13 protein-coding genes are annotated in these 14,420 nt (G+C 26.1%); all 13 read left to right on the plus strand.

Annotation, left to right across the window (positions count from 1 at the left end):
• The first annotated feature begins 338 nt into the window (after positions 1-338).
• The 13 genes from IC173_RS03960 (at position 339) to cas7i (ending at position 14,419) form a co-directional block, all read left to right on the plus strand.
• Positions 339-968 (plus strand): hypothetical protein, encoded by a 630-nt coding sequence (locus IC173_RS03960; RefSeq protein ID WP_227433934.1) that lies wholly within the window; start codon positions 339-341, stop codon positions 966-968.
• Positions 969-1,751 (plus strand): ABC transporter permease, encoded by a 783-nt coding sequence (locus IC173_RS03965; protein ID WP_227433935.1) that lies wholly within the window; start codon positions 969-971, stop codon positions 1,749-1,751.
• On the plus strand, positions 1,744-2,613 hold the full coding sequence (locus IC173_RS03970; RefSeq protein WP_227433936.1) for an ABC transporter ATP-binding protein: 870 nt from the start codon (positions 1,744-1,746) through the stop codon (positions 2,611-2,613). The genes IC173_RS03965 and IC173_RS03970 overlap by 8 nt, the downstream gene beginning before the upstream one ends.
• A gap of 31 nt (positions 2,614-2,644) precedes the next feature.
• Entirely contained in the window at positions 2,645-3,604 is a 960-nt protein-coding gene (locus tag IC173_RS03975; RefSeq protein WP_227433937.1) for an NrtA/SsuA/CpmA family ABC transporter substrate-binding protein, read from the plus strand.
• Between the two features lie 453 nt (positions 3,605-4,057).
• Positions 4,058-4,750, plus strand: coding sequence for a response regulator transcription factor (locus IC173_RS03980; protein ID WP_227433938.1), 693 nt, complete (start codon positions 4,058-4,060; stop codon positions 4,748-4,750).
• Between the two features lie 9 nt (positions 4,751-4,759).
• Entirely contained in the window at positions 4,760-5,752 is a 993-nt protein-coding gene (locus IC173_RS03985) for a sensor histidine kinase (RefSeq protein WP_227433939.1), read from the plus strand.
• 266 nt (positions 5,753-6,018) lie between these two features.
• Positions 6,019-6,870, plus strand: a complete 852-nt coding sequence (locus tag IC173_RS03990) for an undecaprenyl-diphosphate phosphatase (RefSeq protein ID WP_227855193.1) — start codon at positions 6,019-6,021, stop codon at positions 6,868-6,870.
• Positions 6,871-6,973: 103 nt separating this feature from the next.
• On the plus strand, positions 6,974-7,720 hold the full coding sequence (locus tag IC173_RS03995; protein WP_227433941.1) for an ABC transporter ATP-binding protein: 747 nt from the start codon (positions 6,974-6,976) through the stop codon (positions 7,718-7,720).
• Positions 7,720-9,636, plus strand: coding sequence for an ABC transporter permease (locus tag IC173_RS04000; RefSeq protein ID WP_227855194.1), 1,917 nt, complete (start codon positions 7,720-7,722; stop codon positions 9,634-9,636). The genes IC173_RS03995 and IC173_RS04000 overlap by 1 nt, the downstream gene beginning before the upstream one ends.
• Before the next feature lie 271 nt (positions 9,637-9,907).
• A complete protein-coding gene (locus IC173_RS04005; RefSeq protein WP_227855195.1) occupies positions 9,908-10,825 on the plus strand; it encodes a helix-turn-helix transcriptional regulator in 918 nt (305 codons plus the stop codon).
• Positions 10,826-10,903: 78 nt separating this feature from the next.
• Positions 10,904-11,641 carry a CRISPR-associated endoribonuclease Cas6 gene (cas6, locus tag IC173_RS04010; protein ID WP_227433944.1) on the plus strand — a complete coding sequence of 246 codons (738 nt, stop codon included), beginning with the start codon at positions 10,904-10,906 and terminating at the stop codon, positions 11,639-11,641.
• A gap of 5 nt (positions 11,642-11,646) precedes the next feature.
• Positions 11,647-13,503, plus strand: a complete 1,857-nt coding sequence (cas8a1, locus tag IC173_RS04015) for a type I-B CRISPR-associated protein Cas8b1/Cst1 (RefSeq protein WP_227433945.1) — start codon at positions 11,647-11,649, stop codon at positions 13,501-13,503.
• Between the two features lies 1 nt (position 13,504).
• Complete coding sequence (gene cas7i / locus IC173_RS04020; RefSeq protein ID WP_227433946.1) at positions 13,505-14,419, plus strand: type I-B CRISPR-associated protein Cas7/Cst2/DevR; 915 nt, start codon at positions 13,505-13,507, stop codon at positions 14,417-14,419.
• Position 14,420: the final 1 nt, after the last annotated feature.

Consider the following 14,420-nt stretch of genomic DNA (forward strand, 5'->3'; position numbering starts at 1 on the left):
TTGTAAAAAGTGAAGTATTAATTAGACTTCACTTTTTTAGTTTACTGGTAAAACCCAGTTTGATTTTTGTATAATATGTATATTTTTACATGTGTAACATTGACATCAAATTATCGAAACTAATTATATATTTGTCATTATAAGTAGATTAATAGTAAAATGTATATCTTATTGTTAAAATAAATTGAATGTATTATTTTAATATTGTAAGTAAAAAAGTGAAAAATTGTAAATAAACATTATTTTTTAAAGAAAAAATTAATATATTGACAAAAATAAAGTACTCATTTAAACTAATAGTTGAGAATAATATTCAATATTAAATAATAGGAGGAGCTATGAATAAATATCTTCTAATAAATCCAGTAGCAGAAAAAATGTATGAGGAAAAGTTTAATACTATTAAAGAAACTTTGATAAAAAAAGGGTACATAATGGTTGAATGTGAGGCACAATTAGAATATGTAAAGAATCAGTACAAAGAATATGCAAAAAAGACTGAAAACACGATATTAGATTGTAGATGTCCAGAAAGCATAAATCTTTTAAAAAGAAATAATTTGATAGATGGTTTTGAAGTTCCTATGATAGAACCAATATTAGTAAGGACTTGTAGAGTTTTATACGAAAAATATATTAAGAGTAAAGAGGATATGTTAATAGTAACCTGTCCATGTATACAATTAAGAGATTTTGCTAGTGAAAAATTTAAGGATAAAGATAATGCTCTATTTTATACATGGAAGGAATTTGCTGAAAAAGAAGGTATAAAATCACTTGGAAAAATAGATGAATCTCCAATTCCATTAGGGTATTTTAAGGATTCTTTTGAAAAAGTTCTTGAAGTGTCAAGCGAAGATGAAATATTAAGTAAAATACAAGAAATTAAAAATGGCTCTGAGGATAAGTATGATATAGTAGAAATGTTTTATTGTAAAGATGGATGTAATAATGGAGATGGTTTGTAAATGGGCAATAAAATTAATGATAAACTTTTAAGGTTAATAAAAAGTGTTTTGATATTTTTTATAATTCTTGTATTGTGGAAAATTACAAATTATCTTGGTATTTGGAGTGAATATATATTACCACCACCTGAAAAAGTGTATAGTACATTTTTAAATATGATAAATGATGGTTCAATATTTGTTAATGTATATGCAAGTATGAAAAGAGTTTTGATAGGGTTTGTAATAAGTACAATTATAGGTGTTCCTTTAGGTATATTCTTTGGAATTTATGGTAAAGTTTATGAGTACCTTAAATCATTAATAAATTTTTTGAGAAATACACCACCACTTGCTTTAATACCAATGCTTATATTGTGGTTTGGTATAGGTGAAGAATCAAAAATAATAATTATAATTTTGGCATCTTTTTTCCCAATCTTTACAAGTACATTGAAGGGGATTAGAAATTGTGATTCAAAGTTAATTGAAGTAGGTAGAGTATTTGAATTGTCAAAGCTTCAGATAATATTTAGAATAATTATTCCTAATGCAATTCTCGATATTGCTGTTGGTCTAAAGTTAGCACTTGGATATAGTTTTAGAGCAATTATAGGAGCTGAGCTTGTAGCTGCTTCGTCTGGTCTTGGATACTTAATATCTGATGGAAAAGAAATGTCTAGGACAGATGTTGTTATTGTAGGAATAATTGTAATTGGACTTCTAGGAATAATTACAGACTATATATTTTCAATTATTGTAAAAAAGGTAAGTAAGGGAAAGATGGTGGAAGCATATGAGTAATACAGTATGTAATTCTGGGTATATAATCAGAAATCTATCTAAAAGTTATAAAGTTGATAATGAAGAACATGTAGTGCTTAGTGATATTTCTTTAGATATAGACAGAAGTCATATAACTGTAATTTTAGGTGAAAGTGGATGTGGGAAGACTACTTTACTTAGGGCAATTGCATCACTTGAAGATATAAATAGTGGTGATATTAGGTTTGTAAAAGATAATAAAGAGTATAAACCTAATGTTGGTTTTGTATTTCAAGAAAGTAGATTGATGCCTTGGCTAAATGTGAGCGAAAACATAGCTTTTCACAATCAACAAAAAAGTAATCTTTTAAATAAAATATTCAATAAATTAAATCCCTCAAAAAGTACCATTAATAAAGATAGGCGTGATAATAATATTTATTTAAATGAGAAGAACAAAGTAAGTGAATCAAATAAGCAAGACAGTATTGATATAGAAAAATATCTTAAAATGATGAACTTACAGAAGTTTAAAAATTCTTATCCAAATGAGCTTTCAGGAGGTATGGCACAGAGAGTAAGTATAGCTAGAGCACTTTCTTTTAATCCAGATATGTTGTTTATGGACGAGCCTTTTTCAGCACTAGATTATTTTACAAGGATTGATATGCAAAATGAAGTTGTAAGAATACATAAGTCAACCAATAAAGGTGTAATATTTGTAACTCATGATATTGATGAAGCATTAAAGATAGGCAAGAAAATAGTTGTTTTTACAAATGAAAGAAAAATAGAAGAATTTAATATAGAGGATGATTATAATAGAGATTTAACTTCAAATTACTATATTAAATTAAAAAAAGATATTTTAATGACAATGAAATCAAATAAAGGCATTTAAAGAAATTAATAATATTTTAAGGAGTAAAAATATGAAATTAAAAAAACTATTGATAGGTATAACAATATTGACACTTGCGACAGCATCTTTAGCTGGATGTGCAAAAAAGAATGATAGTGAAAATCTTTCAGAAATAAATTTAACTTATGTAAAATCACCACTAAATGTACCTTCTATAATTCAAAAACAGGATGATTTATTTGGGAAAGAATTTAAAAAGGATAATATAAAAGTTAATTTTCATGAAATTACTACAGGACCAGAGCAAACACAGGCTTTAGCTGCTGGAGAAATAGACTTTTTACATGCATTAGGTGGTACATCAGCTTTGATAGCTGCATCTAATGGAGTGGAATTAAAGATACTAAACACTTATAGTAGGTCACCAAAAGGATTTATGATTTTAACAAATAATGATTCAATAAAATCAGCAGCAGATTTAGAAGGTAAGAAAGTAGCAGGACCAAAAGGGACTATATTACATCAAGTATTAATTGCAGCACTTGATAAAGAAGGATTAAGTATGGATGATGTAGAGTTTGTTAACATGGGTATTCCAGAAGCATCAGCAGCTCTTTCTGATGGTAGTGTTGATGCTGCATTGATTGCTGGACCAGCAGCTCTTAAAGCCATGAAGTCTGGAAGTAAACTTGTAGCAAATGGTGAAGGTTTAGTAGATGGCATAATAGTAACTGCTGTTAGTACGGATTTTGCTGAAAAACATCCAGAGGTAGTTGAAAGATTTATGAAAGTTGAAAAAGAAACTTTAGAATATGTAGATAATAACTTTGATGAAGCTATGGAAAAGGTAGCAAAAGAAGTTGGTTTAAGCGTTGAAGAAACTAAAGAATTATATGCTTGGTATGATTTTAGTTTAGATATAACAGACAAAGATATATCTTCTCTTGAGGAGACACAAGATTTCTTAATAAAAAATGGATTACAAGAGAAAAAAGTAAACATAAAAGAATTAATATATAATGCTAAGTAGTAGTGATAATAGTGTTAAAAGTTTAAGTTACCTTATTTAAGGTAACTTTTTCTATTCTATTGATAAAAATATATGCTAATGGTATGTTTATATAGCGAAGAGATATGTTTTAATTTTAAATTATTAGAGTGTTTTTAAAGATATAATATATTTATTTACAGATAGAAGAAGATATTTTTATAGTATTTTATATAAGGTATTTTATAATACAATTATATTAATAAAGTTAACAATAATATTTTATTATATATAGATACAAAGATATCATGCTTAATATAGATAGTATACAGGTATAAATATTACCAATAATTGTTAATAAATATTAATATACTGTATTTTGAAATTTAATAAATTGATAGATATCTGAGTAGGTATCTATACTATACATAAAGCCATATGTGAAAGTTATATGAATATATGGTAAATAAGAAAACTAAAATATGGAGGAATTATATGAGTCATAAAATATATATTGTAGAAGATGATATATCAATAAGTACATTACTTAAAGATTATATAGAGAAATATGGATTTGAAGTAATGGTTGAAGAAAACTTTGATAATATAATTACTACATTTGCAAATTTCAAGCCAGACTTAGTGCTTTTAGATGTAAATTTACCAAAATTTGATGGATTCTATTGGTGTAGATGTATTAGACAACAGTCAAACATTCCTATAATTTTTGTATCAGCTAGAGATAGTAATTTAGACCAGATTAGAGCTTTAGAAAGTGGAGCAGATGACTATATAACAAAGCCTTTTTATTATGATGTAGTAATGGCAAAGATAAAAAGTCAGATAAGAAGGGTATATGGTGAATATTCGCCTAAAATAGATGAGAGAATATTAGAACTAGATGGACTAAAATTTTATCCAGAAAGATTAGAGATAGAGTTAGAGGATAAGACTTTGGTTATCACCAAAAAAGAAGGAATATTACTTGAGTGTCTTATAAAAAAATACCCTAAAGTAGTAAGTAGAGATTATCTATTAGAAAAGATATGGGATGATATTGAGTTTGTAGAGGAAAATACTCTAAATGTAAATGTTAGCAGAATAAGAAAAAGATTTGAGGAGTTAGGTATAAATGATGCTGTTCAAACTGTACGAGGAGTAGGATATAAATTAAATAAAAATTGGTAAGGAGAAAATATGAAATTATTATTTAAAGATTGTAAAGGCTATATTTTTATATATTATTTAGGAATATCTATGACAATTATTTATTGTAGTCTTATGAAATTTATTAATGTAGAAGAAGCTTTGTATATCTTATTGTTTAGTACTTTTATATTATTATGTTTTTTGGTATATAAATATTATAAAAACAGAGAAGTATATACTATATTTACAAAAGGTATAAACTCCTTAGATGAATCCTTTTTATATTTAGGGAACTCTTTTTTCGGAGAAAACATATCAGTTATTTTAAAACAACAACATAGATTATATCAATCAATGATTCAAGAACATAAAAAAATACATAGTGAACACTTAACTTTTATCAACCAATGGATTCATCAAATGAAAACTCCAATATCAGTTATAAGTCTTCAACTTCAGGAATATGAAGGTGAAGAAGTTACTGAAAATATAAAAAAAGAGATAGATAGACTTAATAAAGGCTTAAACATGGCCATGTATTTCGCAAGAGTGGATGAATTTCAGAAAGATTTTGTGGTTGAAAAAGCTAATTTGAATGATATCATAGTAGATACTATAAATGAGGAAAAGAGATTATTCATAAAGAATGGTATAATTCCTAAAATACATATAGATAAATCTATTTATATTTATACAGATATAAAATGGATGAAATTTATAATAAATCAGTTAATTACAAATGGAGTTAAATATTCCAAAGATTACAGTAAAGATTTAATTATAAAATCTGAAGAAAATAATAAGTCTATAATTTTAAGTATAATAGACAAAGGGGTTGGAATTGTATCTAAAGATATAAAAAGAGTATTTGACCCATTTTTTACAGGAGAAAATGGACGTAAATTTGGAGAATCCACAGGTATGGGACTCTATTTAGTAAAAAAAGTATGTGACAACTTAGGTCATATGGTCAATATAAAATCAGAAGTTGGGAAAGGAACTGAAGTTTCAATAATATTCAGTAAAGATAATATAAACTAATAAGAGGCTATTTTAAGATGGATTAATATTGTATTTATAATTTAAATATCTTGTTAAAATTAATATGTCCATATATTTTAATGAGATTTATAATTATACAATCTAATTTTAAAATAGTTTATTTTTTGCAAACATTACATAGATGTAATGTTTGTGTAATGTTTGTAGATAGTGAAACTTTCTAATGTCAATTAAAATTAGTATAAGAAATGACATAAGAAAAGAAATTTTAAGAAGATTATATAGTAGGGAAAGGGTGTTTATCAATGAGTTTGGATATCATTTTTATATTAAAATCAATCATAATAGCTATAGTGGAGGGACTTACAGAATTTATTCCAGTATCATCTACAGGTCATATGATTTTGGTGGGAAGTTTGATAGATTTTAAAGGTCAATTTGCTGAAATGTTTGAAGTTGTAATACAACTTGGAGCTATCCTAGCAGTAGTAGTACTTTATTGGAAAAAAATAAAGAATAGTGTTATAGAGTTTTTTAAATTTATATTTACTGGAGGAAAGGAAGGAAAAACTGGATTTAAGTTTGGAATAAATGTTATTGTAGGTTGCATACCATTTGGAATTGTGGGAGTTATATTTTATGATAACATAAAAGCATTGTTTAATTTACAATCTGTAATTGTAGGGTTTATAGTTGGAGGAATTTTATTATTAGTTGTAGAAACTCTATTCAGAAAAAAGAAGCACTCAACAGATAATATAGATAAAATTACTCCAGTACAAGCTTTGAAGATTGGTGTATTACAAGTTTTATCTGCGTGGCCGGGAATGTCAAGAAGTGCATCCACTATTATGGGTGGATGGATAGCAGGGCTTAATTCTCCTACAGCAGCGGAATTTTCTTTTTTCTTAGCTATACCAGCAATGGTAGCTTCTTCAGGACTAGATTTATTTGAATTTGATTATTCAATAATGACACCAACTTTATGGATTGCTTTAATTGTTGGGTTTATAGTAGCTTTTCTTGTGTCTATAGTAGTTATGGAAAAGTTCGTAAATTTTTTAAAGAAAAAACCAATGAGAGTATTTGCTGTATATAGAATAGTGGCAGGTATAGTACTTGCTGTATTAGCTTTTACTAACATAATTAGTATATAAACTAAAATAAATTCAGTATTTATATAAAATTTCTTTAATTAATATGAGTAGTATTTAATATATACTGCATGTCATTTTATAACTTATAAAGGAGCTATAAATAATGAAAACTTTAATTGTGAGTAATTTGAGCAAGGTATATGGTAAAAAAATGATTTTTAATGCATTAAACAATATAAGTTTTAGTATAGATGATGGAGAATTTGTAGGAATTATGGGACCATCTGGAAGTGGAAAGACCACTCTTTTAAATATGATTTCTACTATAGATAAGCCAACTACAGGAAAAATAGAATTAAAAGGTAAAAATCCATTATCACTAAAAGGTGAAGAACTTGCATTATTTAGACGAAGAGAGTTGGGGTTTGTATTTCAAGATTTTAATCTATTGGATACTTTAACTATTGGCGAAAATATAGTATTGCCATTGACATTGGATAAGGTAAGTGTAAAAGAGCAAGATGAAAAGCTAAATGAAGTATCTAAAATTTTAGGTATAGAAGACTTATTAAATAAAAGAACTTTTGAAGTGTCTGGCGGTCAAGCTCAGAGAACTGCTATTGCTAGGGCCTTAATCAATAAACCATCAATACTTTTGGCAGATGAGCCAACAGGTAATTTAGATTCAAAGTCATCAAAGACTGTAATGGAACTATTTCAAAAGATAAATAAAGACAATAAAGTCACTACTATGATGGTAACTCATGACCCATTAGCAGCAAGCTATTGTAATCGTATTTTATTTATAAAGGATGGAGCTATCTACAATGAAATATATAAGGAAAATAGTAGAGAACAATTTTATCAAGAAGTAATGGATGTGCTTACATTATTGGGAGGAGATAATTAATGAACATAAAACAATTTGCCATTAATAATATTTCAAGAAATATTAAAGCATATCTAGGATATTTAACAAGTATTGTTATATCCTCGTCACTACTTTTTTCTTTTATTATGTTTACAGGTCATCCAGATTTAGATATATCTCAATTTCCTGACTATTTAAAAGAAGGGCTTAAGATGAGTAAAATAATTGCATATTTGTTTTTATTCTTCTTTGTATTTTATTCAGTGAGTGTTTTTCTTAAAAGTAGATATAAAGAGTTTGGAATACTCTATATTACAGGTATATCAAAACGACAAGTAATGAAATTGGTTCTTATAGAAAATATAGTAATAAATATAGTATCTTCTGTAATTGGAATAATAGTAGGTTTAATTTTTTCAAAGGTATTTTTAGTAGTTATGTCTACCTTTTTAGAATTATCACCTCTAAACTTTTATATACCATTAAATGCAATGTTTTCCACTTTAATTTATTTTATGGTTTTAGCTATATTAACATCTATATTTACTTCTTTTATAATTAAAGAAAATCAAGTATTGAGGTTACTTAAAGGTACAAAAACTCCAAAACCAGAGCCTAAAACATCACTAATACTTGCTATATTAAGTATTTGCCTGTTTGTAATAGCATATTATAGTGCTGTTACATCAACTGACCAGTATACAACTTATTTACGATTAGTTCCAGTTACATCTCTTACTATAGTAGCAACTTATTTATTCTTTTCTCAATTTAGTGTGTACTTTATAAAAAAATTGAAGATGAAGAAAAGTTTTTATAGAGGAAATACAAATATGCTTTGGATTTCAAATTTAATTTATAAGGTAAAGGATAATGCTAGGATATTCTTTTTGATAACTATAACTTCTGCAGTGGCATTCACTGCTATAGGTACAGTTTACTCATTTTGGAAAGATGTAAAACGTCAAATTAATTTAATATACCCTAACACAATATATTATTCAACAATGACTCTGCATAATGACACTAATAAACCTGATAGTAAAGAGAAAGATAAGGAAAGAATGAGTTTTATAGAAAGTAAGTTAAAAAAAGAAGGTATAGATTATGAAAGAGTTAATGGTGAGTTTAAAACTGTATTTCCTAAGAAAAGTGATTTTAATGTAAGAATAATTAAAGAATCCAAGTACTTAGAAATTACGAAGAGTATAGGGGTTAAGCCTATAAATTTTGAAGATAATGAATGTATATCATTATTTTCATCAGGACTACCTGGTAATAAAAAGGTAAAAGAAAATGTCATTATAGGGAATATAAGCTTAAGAGTGGCAAAACAGGTAGAAGAATGTGTTATGCCAGCATATTATAAAAATATGTATGTGGTAAAGGATAATTTTTATGATAGTATAAAATCAAAATTTATAGTAGATAGATTCTCAGCATTTGAGGTAAAAGGTTCAAGTGAAACTATAGATGTATGTAAACAATTCGAAGATAAATTTGATAATGAGTCTGGAATGCAACCATATTTGTTTTTCTCCAAAGAATTAATGATAGAAACTGGTAAACTAACATATTCTACATTTATGTTTTTAGCAATATTTATAGGTTTAATTTTCTTTGTTACTACAAGCAGTTTCTTATATAATAAGTTTTATATGGATTGTCAAGTTGACAAGAAAAAGTATGAACAGTTAAATAAATTGGGGATGACATATAAGGAGATTAAGAGAGCTTCAACCATTGAGATTGGGATTGTGTTTTTGTTACCTTATGTAGTAGCTGTTATACATTCGGTATTTGCACTTACTGCACTGAAAAATTCATTTGATATAGAGGTTGCGTCATCTGCGATTTTAGTAATGGGAAGCTTGTTTATAGTTCAAATAGTGTATTTCTTACTTGTAAGAAATAATTATTTAAAAGAGATAAGATTAAATTTAGTCAATTTTTAATGGATATAATTAACTAATAACAAAAAGGTTTAAAATTAATTAATATTACTGAAATTATAAATGTTTATTTTTTCAGTAATATTTTTTATTGTATTAATTATTAAGATTCTATACGAATATGACATAATAAATGTCAAAATTATAAAAATATTCTACTTATATAAAGTATAAAGAGGTTATATGCACATATCTGTAGAAATAAATAATATAAAATATTAATTAATGTTATTAGGGGGTGTTATTTATTAGTAAATTAGCTAATGCATTGAGAATGATGATATTAATTCAAAGTAGAGGTAAAATGAAATGTAAAGAGTTAGCAGAAGAGTTGGAAGTAAGTGAAAGGCAAATAAAAAGTTACAAAGAATATTTGGAACAAGCAGGCATATTTGTAAACTCAACACCTGGAATTTATGGTGGTTATGAAATAGATAAATGTAATAGCCTTTCATACATTAGATTATTAGATAATGAAGTTTCAATTCTAGATATGATAAATTCACAACTAAAGTATAATAATGATATTTATAAAAATGAATTTAATAATATTGTAGACAAAATAAAAGCAGTATTAAATACAGGGGAAAAAAGCGATACATATATGGATTATTTCACAATACAAGCAAAATGTAATTGTGATTATGGATTTGAAAAAAAGAAATGCAATGAAATAACTAGAGCATATACAACAAAACGTAAAATTAAGATAAAATATTATTCTTTGAATTCTGGAAATAGTGAAAGAGTTGTACATCCATATGGTTTGTTTAACTATAAATCAGATACTTATATGGTAGCTTTTTGTGAAAAAAGACTTAAGTTTATAGATTTTAAATTATGTAGAATTAAAGATTATATTGTTTTAGACGAAAAATATATTGTAGATAGAAATTTCAATTGGAACGAATATAGTAAGAATAGTATAGGTATTTACAAAGGAGAAGAAATTAATATAGCTATAAAAATTAAGCAACCATTTGCAACAATTATAAGGGAAAAGGTATGGGTTAATAATCAACAAATTAGTGATGTTGATGAAGAATCTATATTGTTTAAAGCTAAAATGAGAGGTTATGAGGAAATAAAAAGCTGGATTTTAAGTATGGGAGCTTATGTTGAAGTCATAGAACCTGAGAGACTGAAGAATGATATCTTATCTGAAATTGAAAAATTGAGAAAACTTTACTAATTTTTTTAATTAGTTTTATATTAAGACAGGTATAGTTCACGGTCTAGTGTTAATATAGTAGTTGAGAGAGGTGATATTATGAAAATGAAAATTGAATTTAGTACAGATTGTATACCAATATCTTATAATTCACTCTTCATGAGTATTATAAAAGAGGCAATAAGGAAGTCTAGTGAATATTATTATAAAGACATGTACTATTATAACGAAAAGCATAATAAAAAAACTAAGAATTTCACATTTTCAGTTTATATAAAAAAATATAGTATTGAAGGTGAGCATTTTATTATCAAAGATAAAGTAATATTGAATGTAAGTACTCCAGATTTAGAACTAGGTTTCCATATATATAATGGATTAATAACTTCTAAAAAATGTTTATATAAAGACTATGAACTTACAAGGATTAGAATAGATTTATCAAGAGAAAAGAAGATAACAGAAGATATGGTATTATTCAATGCTCTATCTCCAATCTGCATAAAATCTAAAGAAGGAAAATTTTTGGATATAAGTGATGATAGATATATAGAAGAGTTAAACTATATAACTAATGAAGTTGTCAAAAACTATAGGGGAGAAGGATTAAAAAGAAAGTTAGAGTTTGAAAATATAGCTCTTAAAAAGGTAGTAGTTAAAGAGAGTTTAAGAGAGTTTAAAAAAATAACAGGTAAGGAATATCAATATGTTAATGGCTACAAAGGTAAGTTTATATTGAAAGGTGATATTGACGATTTAAATCTTATCTACAGTTTAGGAGTGGGATTTAGGCGAGCTCAAGGATTTGGGGATGTAGATATTTTAGAATGGAGGTGATATAAATGAAGCTAAGAGTTTATAGGGGTGACTGGTTCTTTAATATGGGAATAGTTGGATTTCTAAATATACTAAAAAAATCAGGTACTGAAAAACAAATATTTATTAAGGAAGATTATATCGAATTTGATAGTTCGTTTCTTGAAAACTTTCATGAGTATTATTTTAATTACTTCATGGATGAATATGATGTATCAAAAAGGATTAGGAAGAGTGTCGATTACAGTATAAATTTTATTAAATCTAAGCCTGATAAAATCAAAGATGGAATTAAGAAAATTAAAGATAATATAAAGCAACAAAATGATAAGGTTAAAAAATTTGATGAAGATAACTCTAACTTGATAAAAGAAAAGCTAGATATTATGTCTAAGATAAAAAGTTATGATGAATTTGATTTATTAAAAACTTTAATTGATGAGATTATGGATATATTTAAAATGAAATCAATAAATGATAGACTTACAGCTAATCTTTATAAATATGTAGTTCAAGATAATTATTTTGGACAAGTTAGTTTTTTTAATGTTGCTAAGGCTAAGTTAGATTTATATGGATTAAAAAAGGTAATGTTTAATGATTATTTAAGACAAATTATATATTTTGGGGAGTTAGAGGATTTATTAGAAGAGAATAACTATGATAAGTTAAAAAACTATTTGAATGATAGATTAGATAGTATAGCTAAAGATGTAAGTGAAAAAAAAGTTAGTAAGTCTAGTATAAATACTATAGAAAAAATTATGAAGGAAATAAATAAAAACTTTATAAAGAAAAATAAAAGTATAGAAGATATAAAACAGTATATGGATAGTTTAGAAGTATGTGAAATGTGTGGTTCCTACAAAGGCATATTAGATGAGTATTCAGAAAGTAATTTTGCTCCACTTGGAGTAAGTACCAATAATTCTAGAAATATGTTTTGGAATCAGGAGTATACATCATCAATATGTGATGTTTGTAAACTTATATTGTTTTGTACTCCAGCAGGGTCTACTTATACAAGAAAAAATTATTTATCCAATGAAGATAATGAGTTTTATTTATTTGTTAACATGGATACTTCAATAAATGAGCTTTTTGAGAGAAATAATGAGTTAAAATTACAGAAAAGTGAGATATCGGATTCCAAAGATGAAAACTTTTTTAATAAATTTATAAAAAGTATAGTAGAAGAAAATAAATTAAAAAGTGAATGGCAACTTAGGAATATTCTTTTTGTAGAATTTAAAGCAAGTATAGATGCTAAAAAGTGTAAAATAAATTACTTTAATATTCCTACATATTTAGTAAAAATATTTACAAGTGGGAAGGCAAGTAAAAAAATACAAGGCATATATGATTATAAGCTTAAATCAAATGTATTAGATTTACTTTTAAAAAATAGGGACTTGAAGCATTTAATTAATAATATTTTAAGAGAAAAAGTTAAAAATGATATGGAAGGTAGTAATAAATCAAATATATCAGGAACAGATTGCTTTAGACTAGTTGAATTAAGAACAATAGTAAATAACTATAAGAGGGGAGTGTATAAAATGGATTATAAAAAGTTAAAAAAAGTTTATGAATCAGGTTGTGAAATACATGATTACTATATTGATAAAAATGCTAAAAATAAAATAGAAGGAATAACATACAAGCTTTTAAATTTGATTAAGGTTGGTAATAAGAATGATTTTTTTCAAACAGTTTTAAGAATTTTTTCACCAAGTGAAAAAACTCCACCAGAAGAATTTTTACAGATGCTTAGTGAAGATGATTTAGATTTTGAAGCTATAGGATACGCATTTATAATGGGATTAATGTCAGAAAAATGTGATAGAAAAAATATAAAAGTAGATAATAAGGAGGAAAAATAATATGAAAAGAGGATTAACTTTTACTGTAATAACGCAAGCTCAAAGCTTAAACTATGGTGAAGGAATAACCAATATATCTGAATTAAAAAAACTAAGTAGAGGAGATGGAAATATCTATACATTTGCATCTCGTCAATGTCTAAGATATGATATAGTCAGATTAGCAGCAGAGTTATTTAATTGGAATTTACAGGTTGTAGATAAAGGAAAAGGTACAGTTCAGTTTAAAGATAATATAAGTATAAAAGAATCAGAAGAAATGGACCTATTTGGATATATGAAAACAAATAAAAAAGATGAAAAAGATAAAAAAGGAGGTTCAGTGACTAGAGAAGCTACTATAAGATTGAGTAATGCAATTTCTCTTGAGCCATATAGAAGCGATATGGACTTTTTAAATAATAAAGGGTTGGCAGATAGAATAGGAGAACACCCTAATCTTGCCAACATAGAACAACATTTGAGTTATTATACATATACAGTGACTATAGATTTATCTAAAATAGGTAAGGATGGAGATATAGAACTTGATAATAAAGAGAAATGTAAGAGAGTAGTAGAATTTTTAGAAATAATAAAAATATTGAATAGAAATATTAGAGGTAGACAAGAAAATTTATCTCCTCTATTTGTAGTAGGAGGAGTATATGAAATAGCAAATCCATTTTTCTTAGGTAGAATTAAATTAAAAGGAGATAAAAATGGATTTAAAGTAAATAAGCAATCTATAGAAGAAGTAGTTCGAGGTACTTTTTTAGGAAAGGGTCTAAAAGAGTTTACCTATGTGGGTATGGTAGATGGAGCATTTACAAATAAAGAAGAGTTTAAAGAGTTATTTGAAGATAATTTTTTAAGTGTAGATAAATTTTTTGGGCAACTAGTTAAAGAAGTAAAGGACTATTATGAGGTGAATTAAT

Source organism: Clostridioides sp. ES-S-0048-02 (genome assembly GCF_020658495.1).
Classification (GTDB): domain Bacteria; phylum Bacillota; class Clostridia; order Peptostreptococcales; family Peptostreptococcaceae; genus Clostridioides.

Excerpts from the sequence above, each read along its gene's own strand:
- IC173_RS03980 (WP_227433938.1), top strand. The coding sequence starts at position 4,058 with ATGAGTCATAAAATATATATTGTAGAAGATGATATATCAATAAGTACA.
- IC173_RS04000 (WP_227855194.1), top strand. The coding sequence starts at position 7,720 with ATGAACATAAAACAATTTGCCATTAATAATATTTCAAGAAATATTAAA.
- IC173_RS03990 (WP_227855193.1), top strand. The coding sequence starts at position 6,019 with ATGAGTTTGGATATCATTTTTATATTAAAATCAATCATAATAGCTATA.
- IC173_RS03975 (WP_227433937.1), top strand. The coding sequence starts at position 2,645 with ATGAAATTAAAAAAACTATTGATAGGTATAACAATATTGACACTTGCG.
- IC173_RS03985 (WP_227433939.1), top strand. The coding sequence starts at position 4,760 with ATGAAATTATTATTTAAAGATTGTAAAGGCTATATTTTTATATATTAT.
- IC173_RS03995 (WP_227433941.1), top strand. The coding sequence starts at position 6,974 with ATGAAAACTTTAATTGTGAGTAATTTGAGCAAGGTATATGGTAAAAAA.
- IC173_RS03960 (WP_227433934.1), top strand. The coding sequence starts at position 339 with ATGAATAAATATCTTCTAATAAATCCAGTAGCAGAAAAAATGTATGAG.
- cas8a1 (WP_227433945.1), top strand. The coding sequence starts at position 11,647 with ATGAAGCTAAGAGTTTATAGGGGTGACTGGTTCTTTAATATGGGAATA.
- IC173_RS04005 (WP_227855195.1), top strand. The coding sequence starts at position 9,908 with ATGATGATATTAATTCAAAGTAGAGGTAAAATGAAATGTAAAGAGTTA.
- IC173_RS03970 (WP_227433936.1), top strand. The coding sequence starts at position 1,744 with ATGAGTAATACAGTATGTAATTCTGGGTATATAATCAGAAATCTATCT.
- cas7i (WP_227433946.1), top strand. The coding sequence starts at position 13,505 with ATGAAAAGAGGATTAACTTTTACTGTAATAACGCAAGCTCAAAGCTTA.
- cas6 (WP_227433944.1), top strand. The coding sequence starts at position 10,904 with ATGAAAATGAAAATTGAATTTAGTACAGATTGTATACCAATATCTTAT.
- IC173_RS03965 (WP_227433935.1), top strand. The coding sequence starts at position 969 with ATGGGCAATAAAATTAATGATAAACTTTTAAGGTTAATAAAAAGTGTT.